The sequence below is a fragment of the Anaerotalea alkaliphila genome (genome assembly GCF_010179735.1).
Classification (GTDB): domain Bacteria; phylum Bacillota; class Clostridia; order Lachnospirales; family Vallitaleaceae; genus Anaerotalea; species Anaerotalea alkaliphila.
This window is the reverse complement of the sequence record NZ_JAAEEH010000011.1, coordinates 37,477-59,059: the sequence shown is the minus strand read 5'-3', so window position 1 is coordinate 59,059 and position 21,583 is coordinate 37,477. Positions and strand designations below refer to the sequence as shown.

Annotated in this window: 21 protein-coding genes; 19 read left to right on the top strand and 2 right to left on the bottom strand. The window is 60.6% G+C overall.

What is annotated here, in order from left to right:
- Positions 1-30 precede the first annotated feature (30 nt).
- From GXN74_RS05600 to glmS, 18 genes are all read left to right on the top strand, one after another.
- Positions 31-1,191: a THUMP domain-containing class I SAM-dependent RNA methyltransferase gene (locus GXN74_RS05600; RefSeq protein WP_343032795.1), complete on the top strand. Its 1,161-nt coding sequence runs from the start codon at positions 31-33 to the stop codon at positions 1,189-1,191.
- Positions 1,178-2,827, top strand: coding sequence for a lectin like domain-containing protein (locus GXN74_RS05595; protein WP_162369938.1), 1,650 nt, complete (start codon positions 1,178-1,180; stop codon positions 2,825-2,827). The genes GXN74_RS05600 and GXN74_RS05595 overlap by 14 nt, the downstream gene beginning before the upstream one ends.
- Before the next feature lie 62 nt (positions 2,828-2,889).
- Positions 2,890-3,270 carry a NusG domain II-containing protein gene (locus GXN74_RS05590; RefSeq protein ID WP_162369937.1) on the top strand — a complete coding sequence of 127 codons (381 nt, stop codon included), beginning with the start codon at positions 2,890-2,892 and terminating at the stop codon, positions 3,268-3,270.
- Positions 3,254-3,778, top strand: a complete 525-nt coding sequence (locus tag GXN74_RS05585; RefSeq protein WP_162369936.1) for a Gx transporter family protein — start codon at positions 3,254-3,256, stop codon at positions 3,776-3,778. The genes GXN74_RS05590 and GXN74_RS05585 overlap by 17 nt, the downstream gene beginning before the upstream one ends.
- Before the next feature lie 129 nt (positions 3,779-3,907).
- On the top strand, positions 3,908-6,160 hold the full coding sequence (locus GXN74_RS05580; protein ID WP_162369935.1) for an N-acetylmuramoyl-L-alanine amidase: 2,253 nt from the start codon (positions 3,908-3,910) through the stop codon (positions 6,158-6,160).
- Between the two features lie 3 nt (positions 6,161-6,163).
- Positions 6,164-7,159, top strand: coding sequence for a biotin--[acetyl-CoA-carboxylase] ligase (locus GXN74_RS05575; RefSeq protein WP_162369934.1), 996 nt, complete (start codon positions 6,164-6,166; stop codon positions 7,157-7,159).
- Positions 7,160-7,172: 13 nt separating this feature from the next.
- A complete protein-coding gene (locus tag GXN74_RS05570) occupies positions 7,173-7,499 on the top strand; it encodes a DUF6145 family protein (RefSeq protein WP_162369933.1) in 327 nt (108 codons plus the stop codon).
- 97 nt (positions 7,500-7,596) lie between these two features.
- Positions 7,597-8,193 carry an ECF transporter S component gene (locus GXN74_RS05565; RefSeq protein WP_162369932.1) on the top strand — a complete coding sequence of 199 codons (597 nt, stop codon included), beginning with the start codon at positions 7,597-7,599 and terminating at the stop codon, positions 8,191-8,193.
- Between the two features lie 69 nt (positions 8,194-8,262).
- Positions 8,263-9,030, top strand: coding sequence for a type III pantothenate kinase (locus GXN74_RS05560; protein ID WP_162369931.1), 768 nt, complete (start codon positions 8,263-8,265; stop codon positions 9,028-9,030).
- 8 nt (positions 9,031-9,038) lie between these two features.
- On the top strand, positions 9,039-10,019 hold the full coding sequence (dusB, locus tag GXN74_RS05555; protein ID WP_162369930.1) for a tRNA dihydrouridine synthase DusB: 981 nt from the start codon (positions 9,039-9,041) through the stop codon (positions 10,017-10,019).
- Between the two features lie 75 nt (positions 10,020-10,094).
- Positions 10,095-10,571 (top strand): transcription elongation factor GreA, encoded by a 477-nt coding sequence (gene greA, locus GXN74_RS05550; RefSeq protein ID WP_162369929.1) that lies wholly within the window; start codon positions 10,095-10,097, stop codon positions 10,569-10,571.
- Positions 10,572-10,586: 15 nt separating this feature from the next.
- A complete protein-coding gene (gene lysS, locus GXN74_RS05545) occupies positions 10,587-12,080 on the top strand; it encodes a lysine--tRNA ligase (protein ID WP_343032794.1) in 1,494 nt (497 codons plus the stop codon).
- An 81-nt stretch (positions 12,081-12,161) separates the two neighbouring features.
- Entirely contained in the window at positions 12,162-12,563 is a 402-nt protein-coding gene (locus tag GXN74_RS05540) for a hypothetical protein (RefSeq protein WP_162369928.1), read from the top strand.
- A gap of 10 nt (positions 12,564-12,573) precedes the next feature.
- A complete protein-coding gene (locus GXN74_RS05535; protein WP_162369927.1) occupies positions 12,574-13,509 on the top strand; it encodes a hypothetical protein in 936 nt (311 codons plus the stop codon).
- Positions 13,510-13,524: 15 nt separating this feature from the next.
- The gene (cdaA, locus tag GXN74_RS05530; RefSeq protein ID WP_343032793.1) at positions 13,525-14,397 is read left to right on the top strand and encodes a diadenylate cyclase CdaA; all 873 of its coding nucleotides are present in this window, start codon (positions 13,525-13,527) and stop codon (positions 14,395-14,397) included.
- Positions 14,387-15,628: a CdaR family protein gene (locus GXN74_RS05525; protein WP_162369926.1), complete on the top strand. Its 1,242-nt coding sequence runs from the start codon at positions 14,387-14,389 to the stop codon at positions 15,626-15,628. Before cdaA ends, GXN74_RS05525 begins: the two co-directional genes overlap by 11 nt.
- Positions 15,629-15,766: 138 nt before the next feature.
- On the top strand, positions 15,767-17,116 hold the full coding sequence (gene glmM, locus GXN74_RS05520) for a phosphoglucosamine mutase (RefSeq protein ID WP_162369925.1): 1,350 nt from the start codon (positions 15,767-15,769) through the stop codon (positions 17,114-17,116).
- A gap of 9 nt (positions 17,117-17,125) precedes the next feature.
- A complete protein-coding gene (gene glmS / locus GXN74_RS05515) occupies positions 17,126-18,958 on the top strand; it encodes a glutamine--fructose-6-phosphate transaminase (isomerizing) (protein WP_162369924.1) in 1,833 nt (610 codons plus the stop codon).
- Between the two features lie 107 nt (positions 18,959-19,065).
- Here glmS and tpx read toward each other — a convergent pair whose 3' ends face one another.
- Complete coding sequence (gene tpx, locus GXN74_RS05510; RefSeq protein WP_162369923.1) at positions 19,066-19,569, bottom strand: thiol peroxidase; 504 nt, start codon at positions 19,567-19,569, stop codon at positions 19,066-19,068.
- Positions 19,570-19,771: 202 nt separating this feature from the next.
- Here tpx and argC point away from each other — a divergent pair, with 202 nt between their 5' ends.
- Positions 19,772-20,716, top strand: a complete 945-nt coding sequence (argC, locus tag GXN74_RS05505) for an N-acetyl-gamma-glutamyl-phosphate reductase (protein ID WP_162369922.1) — start codon at positions 19,772-19,774, stop codon at positions 20,714-20,716.
- 1 nt (position 20,717) lies between these two features.
- Here argC and GXN74_RS05500 read toward each other — a convergent pair whose 3' ends face one another.
- A complete protein-coding gene (locus tag GXN74_RS05500; RefSeq protein ID WP_162369921.1) occupies positions 20,718-21,578 on the bottom strand; it encodes a M15 family metallopeptidase in 861 nt (286 codons plus the stop codon).
- Positions 21,579-21,583: the final 5 nt, after the last annotated feature.

Below are 21,583 nucleotides of genomic sequence, written 5' to 3'. Positions count from 1 at the left end.
TTTGTTTTGCCATTGTGGAGGAGTTTTTTGATGAAATTTGCATTGACGGCCCCGTGCCTGTTTGGAATAGAATCGGTTTTGAAGAAGGAAATAGCGGACCTGGGATATGAGATCCTGTCCGTGGACGACGGAAGGGTGGTCTACGCAGGAGACGCGGCGGCCATCCCCCGGAGCAACCTGCACCTGCGCACGGCGGAACGCGTGCTCCTGAATGTGGGGAGCTTTGAGGCGAAGACGTTCGAAGAACTGTTTGAAAAGACCAAGGCCCTGCCCTGGGAGGATTTCATCCCCAAGGACGGCAAGTTTTGGGTGAAGAAGGCCTCCTCCATCAAGTCCAAACTGTTCAGCCCGTCGGACATCCAGTCGGTGATGAAGAAGGCGGTGGTGGAGCGTCTGAAGAAGAAGCACAAGACGGACTGGTTCCCGGAGACGGGGGCCTCCTATCCCATCCGCGTGTTCATCAAGAAGGACCAGGTGTCCGTCGGATTGGACACTTCCGGGGAGGCCCTGCACAAGCGCGGGTACCGGACCAACACAGGCATCGCCCCCCTGCGGGAGACCCTGGCCGCCGGCATCGTCCTCCTGTCCGGGTGGAACAAGGACAGGCTGTTCGTGGACCCGTTCTGCGGCAGCGGAACCCTGCCCATCGAGGCGGCCATGATCGCCGCCCGGATGGCCCCTGGGCTCAACAGGGAATTCCTCTCGGAAACCTGGACCAACCTACTGGAGCGGAAGGCCTGGATGCAAGCCGTGGACGAGGCCAACGACCTCCTGGACCTGGAGGTGCAGGCCCAGATCCAAGGCTTCGACAAGGACTACCGGATGATCCGGTTTGCCCGGGAGAATGCGGAGAATGCCGATGTGGCCAACCTGATCCACTTCCAGGAACGGCCGGTGAAGGAGCTGGCCTCCTCCAGGAAGTACGGCATCATCGTGACGAATCCTCCCTACGGGGAGCGCCTGGAAGAGCTGCAGGAGGTCTACGGCCTCTACAAGGAGCTGGGAAAGGTCTGCGCCCAGTTGGACAGCTGGTCGGTGAACGTCATCACCTCGGTGGAGGATTTCGAACGGCATTTCGGCAGGCAGGCGGACAAGAAACGCAAACTCTACAATGGGATGATCAAGACGACACTGTACCGCTATGAAGGTCCCAAGCCACCCAAAGGGGGGCAAGGTTATGGGCATGCGTGAAGGGTTCACCCCGCTACACAAGCTCCTGGCCCTGGTGCTGGCGCTGGTCCTGCTCTTTGGCTTCAAGCCGGACAGCAACGGGTCCAGCATGGCGGTGTCCGTCCTTCTGGACGGCCGGCCCATCGAGTATTTCGGGGATTACGGAAGCCCCTTCCTGGACGGGAACAACCGGGTCCAGGCCCCCTTGCGCCTGACCATGGAGATGTTCGGCGCGAAGGTGGAATGGGACAACAGCCGGAGGCAGGCCACGGTGGCCAAGGACGGCGTGACGGTGCTGGTTCCGGTGGGAAGCAGGACCATCTACAGGAACGGAACCCCCCAGACCATCGACACGGCCGCGGTGATCCGGGAGAACCGGGTCTATCTTCCGATCCGGGCGGTGCTGGAGGCTTTCGGAGCCCAGGTCGCCTGGACCGCCGCTACAAGCACGGTCCGGATCAGCACCGGAGGGCCGGCAAACCCGGTGGTCCGGATTCCGGAGAAGTACGACCTGCGGAACTTCAACAAGACCACCTCCGTCAAGAACCAGCAGGACAGCGGAGCCTGCTGGGCCTTTGCGGCCGTGGCCTCCATGGAATCGGTGCTGATGCCCCGGCTGCCCTATGATTTTTCCGAGGACAACATGAGTTTGTCCCACGGCTACAACCTTTCCCAGGCGGAAGGGGGGGACTACCGGGTATCCCTGGCCTATCTGGCCCGCTGGTCCGGACCGGTCCTGGAAAAGGACGACCCCTTCGGGGACGGGGTGGTCCGGGAGGACCTGAAGGCCGTGCGGCACCTGCAGGAGGCCCTGGTGATTCCGGACAAGGACCATGCGGGCATCAAGGAAGCCATCCTGCTGCATGGAGGGGTCCAGACATCCATGCGCTTCACCTACGGATCCAAAGAGGAAATGGAGAAGTACTACAATGCGGAGCTGGGCGCCTACCGGTATGTGGGCCTGGAGAACATCAACCACAATGTGGTCATCGTAGGCTGGGACGACGCCTACCCCAGGCAGAATTTCAACCACCCGCCTGCAAGGGACGGGGCCTACCTGTGCAAGAACAGCTTCGGCCCCGGTTTCGGGGACGGGGGGTATTTCCACGTCTCCTATGAGGACCTGCACATCGGGAAGGACAACATCGTCTACAGCGGACTGGAGAGCCCGGACAACTTCAAGAGGATCCACCAGACGGACCTCCTGGGATGGGTGGGGCGGATCGGCTACGGGACGGATACGGCCTATTTCGCCAACGCATACGAAACCCAAGGGGCCGAAATCCTGTCGGCCGTTTCCTTCTACGCCACAGGGCCCGATTCCTACTACGAAGTGTACCATGTGCCTGAATTCAGGGGCGTGAAGGATTTCGAGAAGCGGGTGTTCGTAGCCAACGGGACCCTGAAGCACGGAGGATACCACACCATCCGTTTCCCCCGTACGGTGCAGGTGGAAGGCAAGTTCGCCGTGGTGGTGAAGCTCACCACGCCGGGCTCCAAGCTGCCGGTGGCGGCGGAATACCGCCGGGAAGTGAGCTGGCTGGGGGATGTGGAGATCTGGGACGGGGAAGGTTACATGAGCGTGGACGGCAAGTCCTGGGACAGGACGGAAACCGCCCTGGGGAGCAACGTCTGCCTGAAAGCCTTCACCAATTAGCGCAAGCGACAATTAGCGCAAGCGACAATTAAGAAAGAATTCTGGGAAAAGGTGGAATCAAGATGGTAAGGAACGACTGGTTCCTTCTGGTGGGGGTCCTGGGGCTGGCAATCGCCCTCGGGGCCTTCAACCTGGTTAGGACGACACAAGTCCAGGGACTGGCCATGCAGGTCGTGGTCAAGGTGGACGGAAAAGAAGTGAAGACCCTTCCCCTGGAAGAGGATCACGAAGAGCGCCTGCTTACGGAGCATGGATACAATGTGGTCCACATCGAAGGTGGGGAGGCCAGCATCACGGATGCGGACTGCAGGGACCAGATCTGCGTCCGGACCAGGGCCATCTCCAGGCCCGGGGAATCCGTAGTCTGCCTGCCCTACCGGGTCACCTTGGAGATCCGGGGACGCAGCGGGGAAGGGGGGGAAGTGGATGCCGTCGCACAATAACAAGAGGCTGGTGCTGATCGGGATGCTGGTCAGTGCCGCCCTGGTCCTGGGGTATTTCGAGCGCCTTATCCCCATGAACTTTTCCTTTCCGGGCATCAAGCTGGGACTGGCGAACATCATCACGCTGATGGCCGTCTACATGTTCGGCTTCCGGGAGGTGATGACCATCGTGCTGTTGCGGGTGGCCATGACCGCCTTCTTCGCGGGGACGGGCGTGAGCTTCCTCTACAGCCTTTCCGGAGGGATGCTGAGCTTCCTGGCCATGTACCTCCTGGTGCGCTTCTTCCGCCGGCATTTCAGCATGGTGGGGGTGAGCGTCTTCGGGGCCGCCTTCCACAACCTGGGGCAGGCGCTGGTGCTGGGAGTGCTGACCGGCAGCCTGGCGGTGCCCCTGCACCTGTTGCCCTACCTGCTGGTGGCGGGGACGGCCACAGGGCTCCTGACCGGCTTCACAGCCCTCTATTTCTACAACCATGTCCAGAAGCTCCCCTCCCGGCTGTTCAAGTGAGGGAGGCGAAGATACCTATATTACGGTTTGGTTACAAAAGGGCCACAGCCTTTAGGTCGGTGGCTTTTTTTGTTATAATCATAAACAGGAAGTCATAGGAAATCCAGGAAGGAAAGGAGCAACAGACCCATGAGAAGAGCGCCGATGATCTGGCTTTTGGTATTTTGCATGCTGCTGGGAACGCTGCAGCCGGTATCGGGAGGTGAAGTCCGCCCCGGTTTCAAGATCAAGATGGATGGGGTGGTCCAGGCCTATTCCGCCCGGACGGTGACGGTCCAGGTCGCAGGAAAGGACATCCCCACGGGGGACATGCCGGCCATCATCCTGGACGGAAGGACGCTGGTGCCCCTGCGGGAGGTCTTCGAAAGCGACGGTTTCGGCGCCAAGGTGGCCTGGAATGCGGACAAGAAGGAAGCCACCGTCACCTATGGAAGCACCACCATCGTGATGGCCATCGACAGCACCACCGCCTACGTGGACGGCAAGCCCCAGAAGCTGGATGTGGCGCCGAAGCTGGTCCAGGATGTGAGCGACCCCGCCAAGCCGGGTTCGGGCAAGACCATGATCCCCCTGCGGTTCGTATCCGAGCAGCTGGGCCATGCAGTGTCCTGGGACCCGGGGACCTATACCGCCGGCATCACCCCTCCGGTCCCCGAACCAGAGCCTGCACCTGCGCCGGAAAGCCCGGTGGTGGCGGGCGACGGAGCGGGGGACCCGCCGGTCCTGGTGGCGGACGGGGCGCATAGAAGCCTGCCCACAGCCCTCCTCCAGGCACCGGTCATCTGGAGCGCGGGGACGGGAACGGCGGCACCTTCCGTAGACAGGCCCTCCGTGGAATCCGGACTGGAAGCCAGGGAGCTGGATCCGGTGGAGCTCCAGGCGGTGGAATACAGCCTCAAGGACGGGAAGCCCCGTTTCGAGGTCCGGGCGGACGGCCCCATTTCCCGGGTGGACCACCTGGTGCTGGACAAGAAGGTGGTGCTGGATGTGGTCCAGGCGAAGAACGCCCTGGGCAACCGGAGCTACGGGGACAATCCGGTGGCGACCGCCATCCGGACAAGCCAGTACGCGGAAACACCGCCGACCACCCGGATGGTCTTCGACCTGAAGGAGAACGCGCAGGTCTGCACCTTGTCCCTGAGCGCAGACAGGAAGACCCTGGTGGTGGAATTTGCGCCCAAGGCCATCAACCGCATCGTGCTGGGACAGAACGACAAGGGGGACTACATCCAGGTGGAGGGCATGGCCCCCACAGGAGTGGATTCCTTCCGGCTTTCCGGCCCGGACAGGATCGTCTTCGACCTGACCGGGACCAAGAGCGCCATCGGCAAGCAGGAGGCCCAGGCCCAGGGACAGTTCGTGCTGGGCATCCGCACGGACCAGTTCACTGAAACCACCACCCGCATCGTGGCGGTGATGGACGGTACCGCGGACTATACCGTGACCCGGAACGGGTCCACGACCCTGATCCAGTTCATGGCCTCCACCCTGACCAACGTCCAGTACACCAGCAGCGGCAAGAACCCCCTCATCGGCTTGGGCGCCAGGAGCAACTCCATCGACCTTGCCGGCGTACGGTATGTGGACGACTATGAGGACGGGAAGTTCACCGTGGTCCTGCCGGGGGACTATTCCCAAGTGTTCGGGGCTGGAGACCTGGCCATCAACGACAGCTCCGTAGGCAGCATCGAACTGGTCCAGGACAGCGCAGGCAGGACCAACATCGTGGTGCGGCAGAAGGAATACTACGAATTCCGTTTGGAAGAAGCGGAGGACGGCTACCAGCTGAAGGGGTACAAACCCAGGGAGCTTTACAGCCGGATTGTCGTCGTGGACGCAGGCCATGGAGGCAGCGACCCCGGTGCCACCGCAGGCAGCGTGAAGGAGAAGGCGCTGAACCTTTCCATGGCCCTGTACCTGAAGGCGCATTTCGACGCCTCCGGCGACTACAAGGTCTACTACACCCGGACGACGGACGTGTACAAGACCCTGCAATACAGGGCGGACCTGGCCAACACCGTGGGGGCGGACCTGTTCATCAGCATCCACAACAACGCGACCAGCTCCTCTTCCGTGAACGGTCTGGAGACCCTGTACATGCCCGGGGGGACTGTCGACGTCATGAGCTCCATCGCGGCGGCCAGGATCTTCCAGGACAACCTGGTCCCCGCCACAGGAATGGCGAACCGGGGGCTGAAGTCCCGGGAAGGGCTGTATGTGCTGCGGAACACCAAGATGCCGGCGGTCCTCCTGGAGATCGGCTTCATGAGCAACGCGGCGGACCTGTCCAAGCTGGTGGACGCCTCCTTCCAGAAGAAAGCGGCGGCGGCCATGTTCGAGGCTGCGGAGAAGGTGTTCGTCCGCTTCCCCACAGGGAGGTAGGCGATGGAAGGAGACAAGAGGCAAGAACAGCTGCTGGGGATCCTGCTGGAAGCCGAAGGCTTCATCTCCGGCGAGGAGATCAGCCGCAGGCTGGGGATTTCCCGCACGGCGGTGTGGAAGCGGATTCGCAGCCTGAAGGAGGAAGGCTGCGCCATCGAATCGGTGAGCAACAAGGGCTACCGGCTCCTGTCCACCTCGGGAGCCCTAAGCACGGCGGAAATCCAAAACAGGATCCCTCCGGAATCCCGCTTCCGGGATGTGCGGGTGTATCCCACGGTGGATTCAACCAACGGGGAAGCCAAGCGGCTGGCCGCCCAGGACAGGACCTGGGAGGGGCTGGTCCTGTCCGAGGAACAGACCGCCGGCAAGGGACGGAGGGGCAGGGCCTGGCTCTCCGGACAGGGGGAGGGGATCTACATGAGCTTCCTGTTGCGGCCCGCCATCCTGCCCCAGAAGGCGGCCATGCTGACGCTGGTGGCGGGGCTGGCGGCCGCCCGGGCCATCGACTCCCTGGGGATCGGCGTAGGAATCAAATGGCCCAACGACCTGGTGGCGGACGGCAAGAAGCTCTGCGGCATCCTTACCGAAATGACGGCCGAGCCGGACTATGTGGACCTGGTGGTGGTGGGCATCGGCATCAACTGCAACCAGAAGGCATTCCCCCCGGACCTTGGGGAGAAGGCCACGTCCCTGGCCCTGCTGGGCGGAGCGGATGTGGACAGGAACGCCCTGGCCGCCCGTGTGGTGGAGGAGTTCGAACCCTTGTACATGGAATTCCAGGAACGGGGGGATTTGGGCTTTTTATTGGAAGAATACAATGTCCGCTGCGTCAACAACGGCGCCAGGGTCCAGGTGCTGGGGGAGCAGACCCCCCTTCTGGGCAGGGGAGCCGGCGTGGACAAGGACGGTTCCCTGCTGGTGGACACGGACGACGGGAAAAGGATCGCGGTCCAGGCCGGCGAGGTGTCCGTCCGGGGACTGTACGGATATGCGGAATAGGATGGGAGACGATATGGAGGAGAAACAGACGGCGGAACCGGTCGTGCTGGCCGTTGCCAACAGCTATGAGCAGCTGTACTATTTCAACGAGGATTTCGACGGGATTCCCCGCCAGGTCCAGGAGGAGCTGAAGGTGATCTGTGTGCTGCAGACCGAAGAGATGGGCGGCATCTTCAGCGTCGGCTTCTCGCCGGAAGGAACCTTGTACCTGGAGACCTTGGCGCAGGAGGACGACATCACCTATGACGAGATCGGGGCCCACCTGAAGGTGAAGGAGCTCCAGCGGCGTTACAGGGAGCTGTGGGAATCGCTGGAGGCCTATTTCAAGGCATTCTACTGAGCAAGGAGCTTCCGCTCCTTGCTTTTTGCCGAAAAACTGCTATAATTAACTGGAAATTGTCTTGTATCCCCCAACGGGAATGAGAACAGGAGGAACCATGCAGGTATTGAAAGACACAAGGAAACTGGCCCTGATGGGCGTCATGCTGGCCCTGACCGTCTTGCTGGACGCCACCCCCATGGGTGCCATCCCCATCGGCTCCGTCAGCGCCACGATCATACACATCCCCACCATCGTGACAGGGGTCATCCTGGGTCCTGCGGCGGGATTCCTCATGGGAACCTTCATGGGAATCATTTCCCTGGTCCATGCGGCAACCCGTCCGGTGACCCCCATCGACCCCCTCTTCATCAACCCCCTGCTGTCCGTTTTTCCCAGGATGTTCATCGGCGTGGCCGCCCATTACACGTATGCGGGCCTGTCCAGGGTCCTGGGCCGCGCCCGTGGGGCCAAAAGCGCCGCCGCTTTCGGGGCCGGAGTGGCGGGAAGCCTGACCAACACCATACTGGTCCTGGGGATGCTCTATCTGGTGAAGGTAAGGGAAGTGCTGGAGCTTCTGGGAATGCAGCAGAGCGACCTGGTGAAGATGCTCCTGGCCATCGTCACGACCAACGGCATCCTGGAGGCTGTGGTGGCGGGAATCCTAACCTCCGCGGTATCCCTGGCGTATTTTTCCTACAACAGGTCCCGGTAGGGGCAAACGAACGGATCAACCCACGGCTGTCTTGGAGGACAGCCCTTTTTCAGTGCTAAGGAGGCAGGCATGCTACTTGTAGTGGACATCGGCAACACAAACATCACCCTGGGGGTCTACCAGGGGAGCCGGCTGGCCGGAAATTTCAGGATGACGACAAAGGAGAACCGGACATCGGACGAATATGGCGTCACCATCATGGCCATGCTGCAGGCCCGGGGCGTGGACAAGACCCAAATCAAGGACGTTATCATTTCCTCCGTGGTCCCCAACATCATGTATTCCTTCACCAACGGGATCCGGAAGTATTTCGACAAGGAACCCATGATCGTGGGTCCCGGCATCAAGACGGGCATCAGCATCCATACGGACAACCCCAGGGAAGTGGGCGCGGACCGGATCGTGGATGCGGTGGGGGCCTATTACGAATATGGAGGTCCCGCCATGGTCATCGACTTCGGCACGGCCACCACCTACGATGTGGTATCCGGGGACGGGGTCTTCGAGGTGGGGATCACTTCCCCCGGAATCAAGATCAGCGCCAACGCCCTTTGGGAGCAGGCGGCCAAGCTGCCGGAGATCGAAATCCGCAAGCCGGAGAGCATCCTGGCCAAGAATACGGTGACCAGCATGCAGGCGGGCCTGGTGTACGGATACATCGGACAGGTGGAATACATCGTCAGGAAAGTGAAGGAAGAGATGGAGAGGGAGATGAAGGTCATCGCCACCGGAGGTCTGGCACGGATCATCGTCGGGGAGACGGACGCCATCGACATCTATGATGTGGACCTGACCTTCAAGGGGCTCCGCCACATCTATCTGCGGAACTGCAAGTGAGAGGAACCATGAGAATAGGAAATCTGGAAGTGGAGAACAACATTTTCCTGGCCCCCATGGCGGGCATCACCGACATGCCCTACCGGCTGCTCTGCAGGGAGGCGGGGGCGGGGCTGGTCTATTCCGAGATGGTCAGCGCCAAGGCCATCTCCCATGGGAACAAGAACACCCAGGAGCTGCTGGTGGTCCATCCCGGGGAGAAGCCCACCGCCATCCAGCTCTTCGGCAGCGAACCGTCCCTGCTGGGGGAGATGGCCGCCAGGATCGACAACCCCGCCATCGCGCTGTTCGACGTGAACATGGGTTGTCCCGTCCCCAAGGTGGTGAACAACGGGGAAGGATCGGCCCTGATGACCAAGCCCAGGCTGGTGGGGGAGATCGTGCGCAGCCTGGTGGATGCGGTGGACAAGCCGGTCACCATCAAGATCCGGAAAGGCTTCTCCCCGGACGAGGTGAACGCGGTGGAGATCGCCAGGATCGCCGAGGCCAACGGAGCAAGCGCCGTGGCCGTCCATGGACGGACCAGGGAGCAGTACTACAGCGGAAAGGCGGACTGGGACATCATACGCCAGGTGAAGGAGGCGGTTTCCATCCCGGTGATCGGGAACGGGGACGTGGACAGCGGACCCAAGGCAAAAGCCCTCCTGGACCAGACCGGCTGCGACGCCATCATGGTGGGCAGGGCGGCCAAGGGGAACCCTTGGATCTTCACCGAAATCCTGGCCTACCTGGAGGATGGGACCCTATTGCCCAGGCCGGGGCTGGAAACCCTGCTGGCCATGGTCCGCCGGCATGGGGATCTGCTGGTGGACCACAAGGGGGAGCGGATCGCCATGCGGGAGATGCGCAAGCACGTGGCCTGGTACACCAGGGGACTGCGCAACTCCGCCAGGATACGGACGGAAATCAACCGTGTGGAGACCATGGAAGGCTTCGAGGGGCTCCTGGATATCCTTGACAAGCAGGGGGTCTTGCGATATAATACGTGAAATATGGAAGCCGTTGGCTTGGTTTGCTGCGCCAGTGCAGCTGGACGTCTACAAGTGCGGAGGAAGGTGGAAGAAATGTCTGACAAGAAGATGATTTTGACCTATCAAGGTCTGAAGAACCTGGAAGAAGAAGTGCAGAACCTGAAGGTTTTCAAGCGCAAGGAAATCGCAGAGAAGATCAAGGAAGCAAGGGCCCAAGGGGACCTTTCCGAGAACGCGGAATACGATGCGGCCAAAGACGAGCAAGGCGAGGTCGAGGCAAGGATCGTTGAAATCGAGAAGATCCTGAAGAACGCTGAAGTCATCGACGAAGACGAGGTGGACCTGGGTTCCATCAGCATCGGATGCAAGGTGCGTCTGTATGATCTGGAGATGGAAGAGGAAGTGGATTACGCCATCGTAGGTTCCACGGAAGCCGACCCCTTAAAAGGAAAGATATCCAACGAAGCCCCCGTAGGCCGCGCCCTTCTGGGCCTGAAGGTGGGAGAGGTGGCCAGTGTGGACACACCGGCGGGAAACGTCTCCTTCAAAGTGCTGGAAATTCATCGATAGATAGGAGTAATCGAAGTGTCTGAGAACAACAACGTCACGGAAACCGTCGTACAGGAAATGAACGAGCTGCTGCAGATCCGCAGGAGCAAATTGGCGGATCTGCAGGAAAAGGGCAAAGACCCTTTTGCCATCACGAAATTTGACGCCACCCACCACAGCCAGGAGATCCTGGACGGTTTCTCCGCTCTGGAAGGGAAGACCGTATCCATCGCGGGCCGGATCATGACCAAGCGGGTCATGGGCAAGGCCTCCTTCTGCCATGTCCAGGACAGGGATGGACAGATCCAGGCCTATGTACGGAAAGACGACCTGGGGGAAGAGTCCTACCAGGAGTTCAAGCATTACGACCTGGGGGACCTGGTCGGCGTAAGGGGAGAGGTGTTCATCACCCAGAAGGGGGAGATTTCGGTCAAGGCCCAGGAGGTCGTCCTGTTGTCCAAGAGCCTCCAGATCCTCCCCGAGAAGTTCCATGGATTGAAGGATACGGACACCCGCTACCGGCAACGGTACCTGGACCTGATCGTGAATCCGGAAGTCAAGGACGCCTTCTTCAAACGGACCAGGATCCTGAAGGAGATCAGGAGCTACCTGGACAGCCGCTCCTTCCTGGAAGTGGAGACCCCGGTGCTGCACACCATCCCCGGTGGGGCCGCGGCCAAACCGTTCCTGACCCACCACAACGCCCTGGACATGGAGCTGCATCTGCGGATTTCCCTGGAGCTGCACCTGAAGCGGCTGATCGTTGGGGGCTTCGAGCGGGTCTATGAAATGGGAAGGGTGTTCAGGAACGAGGGGATTTCCGTACGCCACAACCCGGAGTTCACCCTGCTGGAACTCTACCAGGCCTACACGGACTACTACGGCATGATGGACCTGACGGAAGAGATGTTCAGGACCGTGGCCAGGAACGTGCTGGGCACCGCCGTGGTGAACTACGACGGGGTGGAAATCGACCTGGAGAAGCCTTTCGGACGGCTGACCATGCTGGAGGCCGTGAAGAAATACGGAAATGTGGACTTCAACGAGGTCAAGGGGGACGAGGAGGCCAGGGAGTTGGCCAAAGCCCATGGCATCGAGTTCGAGAAGCATTTCAAGAAAGGGGAGATCCTGAACCTTTTCTTCGAGCATTACGCGGAGGAACATCTGGTGCAGCCCACCTTCATCATGGACCATCCGGTGGAGATCTCCCCCCTGGCCAAGCGGAAGCCCGAAGACCCGGCCTATACGGAACGGTTCGAGCTGTTCATCACCCGCAGGGAGTTCGCCAATGCATTCTCGGAGTTGAACGACCCCATCGACCAGCGGGTGCGCTTCGATTACCAGGAGAGCCTGCGGGCCGCCGGGGACGAGGAAGCCAACATGATCGACGAGGACTTCCTGACGGCGCTGGAATACGGCATGCCCCCCACAGGGGGACTGGGCGTGGGGATCGACCGGTTCGTCATGCTCCTCACCGACTCCTATTCCATCCGGGACATCCTGCTGTTCCCCACCATGAAGAACAAATAGCACCGGTAGGACGCGGTGGCGCGGAAGGCAAACTTTCCGTGCCACCGCTTTTCTTTTGTGGTATAATGTCTAAAGGCTTCTATGAAAAGAAACGGGGTGGACGCTTTGTTGAACAGGGAAAAGCTCATCTTGATGACCAAACTTGCGTCCTATGAGAAGAACCAGGGGCGCAGGGACCTGCGGACGGCCGGATATTTCCGTTCGAATTACCTTTCGTTCCAAAACTTCAAGACCAGGATGGCCGTCACCGCAGCGCTGCTGCTGCTCTTCCTGATGGACCTTTCCGCAAAGTTTCTTGACAACATCACGAACATCACCCACTTCGATTTTGTGGGGCAGTTCGTTGAATATTTCACCATCTGGTTGCTCTGCATGCTCGCCTACACCTTCATATCCAACCGGATCCAGAAGAGGGGCTACGAAGAAGCGCAGAAGCGGCTCAACCAGTACGAACAGCGGTTGAAGACGCTGCGAAGATTGTAGGGGGTGTGGGATGACGTTCTTGTATGAGATGAAAGATTGGATGGCCAATTTCTATAGGCGGTATGAGGGGATCCTGAAGCCTTTTGGAAAATTCCTGGTGTCCTTGGGGGCCTTGCGCTACCTGAACGCCTTCTTTTCCCTGGTGCCCCTGCTGGGAAGCCCCTGGCTCCATCTGCTGCTGGCCGCCGTGGCGGCCTTCGTTCCGGCCACCTGGTTCCTGCTGCTGCTGATGGTGTTCACCGGAGCCCAGCTGATGGCCCGCTCCGTCGAGGCCGCCCTGATCGTGTTCCTGGGCATGGTGGTCCTCTACCTGATGTTCGTCCGGCTCCAGCCGGACCTGGCCTATCTGGTTCTCCTGGTGCCCCTGCTGGAGCAGTGGAAACTGGGGATCCTGCTGCCCCTGGTGGCCGGACTCTTCCTGAGCGGAACCGCGGTGATCCCCCTGGGGGTCGGGGTGGTGCTCTACAGGATGTCCGCCTATGTGCCGGGCATGCTGGAGATCGGCGGAGGGGGTTCCACCCTGTACGACCTTCCGGAAGTGATGGTGGGCATGTACAAGTATCTGTCCCAGGCGGCCATGCACGACATGGCCATGCTCCTGACGGTGCTGGTGTTTTCCGCGGTGGTCCTCTCCATGCGTTTCGTCCGGGGGCTCCCGGTGCGCCAGGTCTTCTATCTGGCCATCGCCGTCGGGGCGGCGGTGAACCTTCTGGGATTCTTCCTGGGAAGCGTCCTCCTGAAGGTGGAGGTGTCCATAGGCGGCCTGGTGGCGGGCACCCTGGTGGCGGGAGCCCTGACCGCGCTATTCCAGTTTTTCCGTTTTTCCCTGGACTACCAGCGGAGCGAGAAGGTGCAGTTCGAGGACGACGACCATTACTACTATGTGAAGGTGGTCCCCAAAGTGAAGCTGGCAAAGGCAGTCAAGGAAGTCAAAAAGATCAAATAATGTCGAGGTGCGGCCGTGAATACATTTTCTGAGATTTGGAGCAACGTCCTGCAGGTGTTCCAAGCCCTTCCCATCATCAAAATCAAAGATATCATCGAAATCGCAGTCATCGCCTTCGGCATCTACCAGATCCTGAAATGGGTCCGGGGCACCCGGGCATGGATGCTGTTCAAGGGGATCATCGTGCTGTTTGCCGTTTCGGCCATCGCCATGGTTTTCGAGATGAACACGATCATGTGGATTTTCGCCAACACCATCAATGTGGGGATCATCGCCCTGCTGATCGTGTTCCAACCGGAGCTCAGGAAGGCCCTGGAACAGCTGGGGCAGAAGAATTTCCTGTCCACCCTGGTGGCCTTCGACGAACAGAAGGACAAGAAGGAGAAGCTGGCCCAGGAATACATCGAGGAGATCGTCCAGGCCTGCGCCCTCATGTCCAAGGTGAAGACGGGAGCCCTGATCGTGCTGGAGAAGGACGTGAAGCTCTATGAGTTCGAGAAGACGGGGCTTCCGGTGGACGCCATCGTCACCCGGCAGATCCTCTGCAACATCTTCGAGCACAACACCCCCCTCCATGACGGGGCCGTGATCATCCGGGGAAACCGGATCGTGGCGGCCACCTGCTACCTGCCCTTGTCCGAGAACATGACCCTGAGCAAGGAGTTGGGCACAAGGCACCGGGCCGCCGTGGGGATTTCCGAGGTTTCCGACTGCGTGGTGGTCACCGTGTCCGAGGAGTCGGGCAAGATGTCCGTGGCCATGGGAGGGAACCTGGTCCGGGGAGTGGACCTGGAGTACCTGAAAGGGAAGCTCCTGGAGATTTACGCGGACACGCCGGATGCCACCAAGTTCAAGATCTGGAAAGGTAGAATGAAGAATGTTAGATAACATCATGGACAACATCGGCTGGAAGCTGCTGTCCGTGCTGCTGGGATTTGTCCTGTGGCTGACAGTCGTCAATTATGAAGATCCCCTTGTCACCAGGACCTTCAACAACGTGCCGGTGAACAAGTTGAACGAGTCGGTGATCACAAGCCAGCGGAAGTCCATCGAGTATGTCTCCGGCGACCGGGTGGACATCAAGATCAGGGGCAAGCGGTCCCTGGTGGACAGGATGTCCTACAACGACATCTACGTCTATGCGGACCTGAGCAAGATGTCCATCACCGGAGCCGTGGAGATCCAGGTCCAGGTGGACAACGACATCAAGGTGATGGAGAAGGAGCCCGGGACCATGCAGGTGGAGCTGGAGAACGTGCTGACCATCCAGAAGGAGATCCAGCATGTCTTCAAGGACGACCCGGCCGCCGGTTACATCGCGTTGAATCCCAGCATCGAGCCCAATTCGGTCCAGATCACCGGACCCCAGTCCAAGATCGCCTTGGTGAAGAGGGTGCTGGTGCCGGTGAGCATCAGCGGCGCAACAAAGGAAGTGACCTTCTACGGGAACCTCCAGGTGATGGGCGAGGACGGCCAGGAGATCCTGGGGCTGACCCCCAGCATCAACCAGGTGAAGGTGGTGGTGCCCATCGAGAAGACCAAACGGATCGACATCCAGGTGCCTGTCACCGGGCAGGTGGCAGCGGGCCACGTGCTTGCAGGGGTCTCCTACGAACCTAGGACCATAACGGTCCGGGGCAAGGAGGGTGTGGTGGACGAGGTCTCCTCCATCACCCTGGAGCCAATCAGCGTGCAGGGACTGACCGAGGACAAGGTCGTGGAGGTGGACCTGGTGCCGCTGCTGCCCCGCAGCGTCTTCCTCTATGACGAGGCGGAGACGGTGAAGGTCACCCTGGACGTGGAGGCCCTGGTCCAGAGGGACCTGATCCTGCAGCCCAGGGAGGTCCAGAACCAGGGGCTGGCCGAAGGCCTGACCCTCACCCATGTGGCCCAGGGCGCCTACAGCCTTCGCCTTTCCGGAACCCAGGAGGCCCTGGGGGGCCTGACGGTTTCAGCCCTTAGGCCTAGTATTTCCCTGGCGAACCTGGGAGCGGGGACCCACACGGTCCAGCTGGTCCTGGACCTGCCGGAAGGGGTCTCCCTTGTGGCCCAGCCCCTGCGGATGCAGGTGGTCCTGGAAGCGGAAGGACCGGTGACGGAACCGGAAGAAGAGCAATAAGTCGAATGGTCTATGCCAAAGGAAAGATTGGTATAGACCATTTTGTTGAAAGGTCTACTTTTTAGAGGGAACAGGCTTGTAAAAAGGGACCAGGGTGGTATAATTGAACCGATAAGCGACAGAGGAGAGGAGGCCGACATGGGAAAATTGTTTGGCACGGATGGAGTGAGGGGAATAGCGAACCAGGAACTGACGGTGGAGATGGCATACCGGCTTGGACAGGCGGGAGCCTATGTGCTGACCAAGGAGAACAAGCACAAGCCCACCATCCTGATCGGTAGGGATACAAGGATTTCCGGAGAAATGCTGGAGGCGGCCATGATTGCGGGCATCAGCTCGGTGGGGGCGAACGCCATCGCCATCGGCGTGGTACCCACGCCTGCGGTGGCCTATCTTACCAGGGAGTACGGCGCGGATGCGGGGGTGGTGATCTCCGCTTCCCACAATCCGGTGGAATACAATGGGATCAAGTTCTTCAACAGGCACGGCTACAAGCTTTCCGACCAGCTGGAAGAAGAGGTGGAGGACCTGCTTGGGGAGGGGAACGCTTCCATCCCCCTGCCCGTGGGGACGGAAATCGGGCGGGTCCAGTACAGGACGGAGTCCATTTTCGACTACATCCGTTACGTGAAGCGGCAGATCGGCACCCGGCTGGAAGGCCTGAAGGTGGTCATCGACTGCGCCAACGGAGCCTCTTTCGTCTCCGCCCCCCAGGCCCTGCGGGAAATGGGGGCCGAGGTGATCATCATCCACAACGAGCCGGACGGGACCAACATCAACAAGAAGTGCGGCTCCACCCACATGAACGACCTGCAGCAGTATGTGCGGCAGGTGGAAGCCCATGTGGGTCTGGCTTTCGACGGGGACGCGGACCGCTGCCTGGCGGTGGATGAAAACGGGCGCCTGGTGGACGGGGACCAGATCATGGCCATCTGCGGGAACTTCATGAAATCCCAGGGAAGGCTGAAGAAGAACACCATCGTGGCCACGGTCATGAGCAATCTGGGCTTCTTCATCATGGGCAAGGAACAGGGCATCCATATCGAACAGACCAAGGTGGGGGACCGCTACGTGCTGGAGAACATGCTGGAGAACCACTACAACATCGGCGGGGAGCAGTCCGGCCATATCATTTTCCTGGACGAGAACACCACGGGGGATGGCCTGCTGACGGCCCTCCACCTGTTGGAAGTGATGAAGGTCACAGGCAAGAAGTTGTCGGAGCTGGCCTCCATCATGGACGTGCTGCCCCAGGCCCTGGTGAACGCCAAGGTGGCCAACAGCAGGAAGAACGACTACCTGAAGGACACGGTGGTCCAGGAAGCCATCCTGGAAGTGGAGCGGAAGTTCGCCGGCGCAGGCCGGGTGCTGATCCGTCCCTCCGGCACGGAACCGCTGGTGCGGGTGATGATCGAAGGCAAGGACCAAGAGGAACTGGAAATAGAGGCAAAACGGCTGGCGGCTCTGATCGAGGAGCGGTTGGCATAGGAGGCAATTATGTGTGGAATCGTAGGATATATAGGCAATCAGGCAGCGGTCCCCATTCTGATGGACGGATTGCGGTCCCTGGAATACAGGGGCTATGACTCCGCCGGGGTAGCGGTTTATGACCAGGCGGTGGAGATGATCAAAGTGAAGGGAAGGCTGGTCAACCTGGAGGAGCGGCTTCTGGCAACGCCCATCCAGGGGAGCGTGGGGATCGGGCATACCCGTTGGGCGACCCACGGCGCCCCTTCCGATGTGAATTCCCACCCCCACCGGGATGAGGAAACGGACATCGTGCTGGTGCACAACGGAATCATCGAGAACTACCTTTCCCTGAAGGCGGAACTGATGGAAGAGGGCTATGTGTTCGCCTCCGAAACGGACACCGAGGTGGCGGTCCATCTGATCGCCTCCTACTACAGGGAGACCAAGGACCTGCTGGACGCGGTCCTGCTGGCCATCGACCGCATCCAGGGATCCTATGCCTTCGGGGTGTTCTGCAAGGACGAACCGGACACCATCATCGCGGCCCGGAAGGACAGCCCCCTGGTGGTGGGACTGGGCACGGGTGAAAACTTCATCGCCTCGGACATCCCGGCGATCCTGAAGCACACCCGGGACGTCTACTTCCTGGAGGACGGGGAAGTGGCGGTGGTGCGCAAGAACTCCGTGCAGCTCATGGACAACCTGAAGAAGCCCATCGAGCGTCCGGTCTTCCATGTGACCTGGGACATCCACGCGGCGGAGAAGGGCGGCTACGACCACTTCATGCTGAAGGAAATCTACGAGCAGCCCAAGGTCATCCGGGACACCCTCCTGGGCAGGATCGGCAAGGACAGCACGGAAGTCCAGCTGGACGGCATCCGTCTGGACAAGGAAACCATGGAGAAGATCAACAAGGTCTACATCGTCGCCTGCGGCACCGCCTACTATGCGGGATCCGTCGGGAAGATGCTGCTGGAGGCCCAGGCACGGGTCCCCGTGGTTGCGGACGTGGCGTCGGAGTTCAGGTACAGGGACCCCATCCTGGATGAGAACACCCTGATGATCGTGGTGTCCCAGTCCGGGGAGACGGCGGACACCCTGGCCGCCCTGCGGATGGCCAAAAAGGCCGGCGCCCGGGTGCTGGGCGTGGTGAACGTGGTGGGTTCCACCATCGCCAGGGAAGCGGACGACGTGTTCTACACCTGCGCGGGACCGGAAATCGCCGTGGCCTCCACCAAGGCCTATTCCGCCCAGCTGGTGGCCATGTATCTGCTGTCCATGAAGATCGGACAGGTGCTGGGAAAGATAGGGGACGAGGAGTTCGCCGTCCTGCGGGATGCCCTGCTGGAGCTGCCGGAGAAGGTGGAGCGGGTGCTGGAGAATGCCCATCTGGTGGAAGACCTGGCCAGGAAGAACCTGCACATGAAGAACGTGTTCTACATCGGCCGGGGGCTGGACTATGCCGCCGCCATGGAGGGCGCCCTGAAGATCAAGGAAGTCGCCTACCTACACGCCGAAAGCTATCCCGCCGGTGAGCTGAAGCACGGCCCCATCGCCCTGATAGAGGAAGGGTCCCTGCTGATGGGACTGGTGGGCCAGGAGGCCCTTCTGGAGAAGACCATCAGCAACATCAAGGAAGTGAAGGCCCGGGGAGCCAATGTGATGGCCATCGCCATGGAAGGGAACGAGGAGATCCGCCTGGCGGTGGACGACGCCATCTTCGTGCCCCGGACCCACCCCAACTTCACCACCCTGCTGGTGAACATCCCCCAACAGCTCTTCGCCTACCATATCGCCTGCGGCCTGGGCCGCGACGTGGACAAGCCACGGAACCTGGCCAAGAGCGTCACGGTGGAATAGGCTGCGGCCAAAGCACAAGAAACAGGAAAAGCCATCCGGTCAAGGATGGCTTTTCCTGTTTCCGTTTCCATCATAGGAAGGCAGATTCGCAACCTCCGGGGCGCCGCTCAGCGTACCGCCTCCAGGGCCCTTTCATAATCCGGGTGTTCCGTCACCTCGGGCACGTATTCCACATGGGTGACCACGCCCTCCTCGTCCACCGCCACGATCCCCCGGGCCAGGATCCGCAGCTCGTCGATGACGAAGCCGTACTTCCTTCCGAAATCCAGTTCCTTGTGGTCGGACAGGGTCTTCACCTTGTCGATGCCTTCCACCGCGCAATAACGTCCCAGGGCGAAGGGGAGGTCCACGCTGACGGTGTAGACCTCAACCTCCTCCAAAGTGGCCAGTTCCTCGTTGAAACGGCGGGTCTGGCTGGCGCACACGGGGGTGTCGATGGAAGGCACCACGCTGATCAGCACCTTCTTGCCCTTGGCGTCGCTGAGCCTCACGGGATTCAGGTCCTTGTCCAGGACGGTGAAGTCCGGGGCGACATCCCCCACCTTGATTTCCTCTTCCAATAGTGTCATGGGATTGCCTCCCAATGTGACGGCACCTGCTCTTTTCTTCATGATATGGCTCCTTCTCTTGAAATTTAATAGATAATGGTTATCATTTAATAGCATTTTAACCCACGAAAGAAGGATTGTCAACACCAAAAAGGGATTTGTTCCGGAGGGGAGCGGGAGCTTCGCTTGACTTTACTGCGGGAGTCGGGGTAAAATCATACATAAGACAAAGCGGAAAGAATCCAGAACCAGGAGGACAGGATTGATGAGATACAAGATATACGTAGACGGGCAGCATGGAACCACGGGGTTGCGGGTCCATGAATATCTGGAGCGGCATCCCCATGTGGAGGTGCTGCAAATCGATTTCGAACAGCGCAGGGACCAGAAGGTCCGGGCGGCCCGCATGAACGAAGCCGACCTGGTGGTCCTGTGCCTGCCGGAGGCGGGCTCCCGGGAAGCGGTTGGGCTGGTGGAGAATCCCCGGACCAAGATCATCGACGCCAGCACGGAATTCAGGACCAACGACCAGTGGGCCTACGGCCTTCCGGAGCTTTCCCCCTTCCAGCGGGAGAAGGTTCGGAGCAGCAACCGGGTGAGCGTGCCGGGTTGCCATGCATCGGCGGCGATCCTGGCTTTGGGGCCCCTGGTCCGGGAGGGGATCGTGCCGGAGGACTATCCTGTGAGCATCCATTCCATCACCGGATACAGCGGCGGCGGGAAGCAGATGATCCACGACTACGAGCAGGAAGCGATCAAGGGCTTCGAGCTTCCCAGGCCTTATGCCCTGGGACTGGCGCACAAGCATCTGCCGGAAATGAAGAAGTTCATCGGCCTGGCGAAGAATCCGATCTTCATGCCCATCGTGGGGAACTTCTACAAGGGACTGGCGGTGACCATCCCCTTGCGGGCGGACCTGCTGGCGGAGGCCAAAAGCAGAAGGGGCCTGTACGACTTCCTGTCGGCAACCTATGGGGACGAGCCCTTCGTGGAAGTGGTGGATCCCGACGACGACAGCCGCTTCCTGCTGGGCACCTTCCTGGTGGACGGTTGCAACGACACCAACCGGGCGGAAATCTTCATCCTCGGAAACGACGAAACCCCCATGCTGGTCTGTCGCTTGGACAACCTGGGCAAGGGGGCTTCGGGGGCCGCCATCCAGAACATGAACCTGATGCTGGACCTTCCGGAGACGACGGGACTGGTCTAGGTCAGATCCCGAAATATTCTTCCATGGTCAGGCCCTGGCTGTGCAGCTCGGTGGCCAGGGGGATCCCCACATAGCGGAGGTGCCAGGGCTCGTAGTTGTAGCCTGTGATCAGGGTCTTGTCCTTGGGATAGCGGATGATGAAACCGAAACGGTGGGCGTTCTCCGCCATCCAGATCCCTTCGGGCAGTTCCCCCAGGGAATAGGAAAGGCTGTAGCCGATGGAGGCGCAGCTCATGTCGATGGCCAGGCCGGTCTGATGCTCGCTGTGGCCGGGCCGGGCGCTGACCTTGTCGGCCGCCTCCTGTCCTACGGCCGCCACCTTGGCCTCGTAGATGGCCTTCTGGCGGCTGAAGGAGCGGTATCCGGACACGCCGGCCAGGGGGACCCCCTCCTCGGCCGCGGCCCCCACCAGTCCCTCCAGGGCGGTGGCGGCTTCCTGTCGGAGATGCCGCTTGTCCTCCACCCCGTCGAAGGAAAAGGGGATGTCCGGCACCACCAGGTCGCTGGGGATGTAGTCGGAGGGAAGGGCGAAGGTCTTGTTCACAAGGGCCTGCAGGCTGGCCGGATCGGGCACTTCCTGGCCCTCTGGAAGGGCCGGCTCCCGTTCTCCGGGAGCGTCCGGCTTCTGGGGGGGACCGGGTTGGTCCGCGGTGCCGGTGCCCTCCCCGGAGGCGGTTTCCGTCCCGGAATCCGGGACGGCCGGGCCTTCGGTTGCCGCCGGTGGTTCGACCGGGGACTCCTGTCCGGTTGCCTGCGGGTCTTCGGGGGTGTCCTTGCCGCAGGCGGCGCCCAAGGCAAGGGTCAAAAGAAGCAGCAGCGCAAGCGCGCCGGTCCGCTTCATGAAGGTTTTCATCAAGGTCATCATAA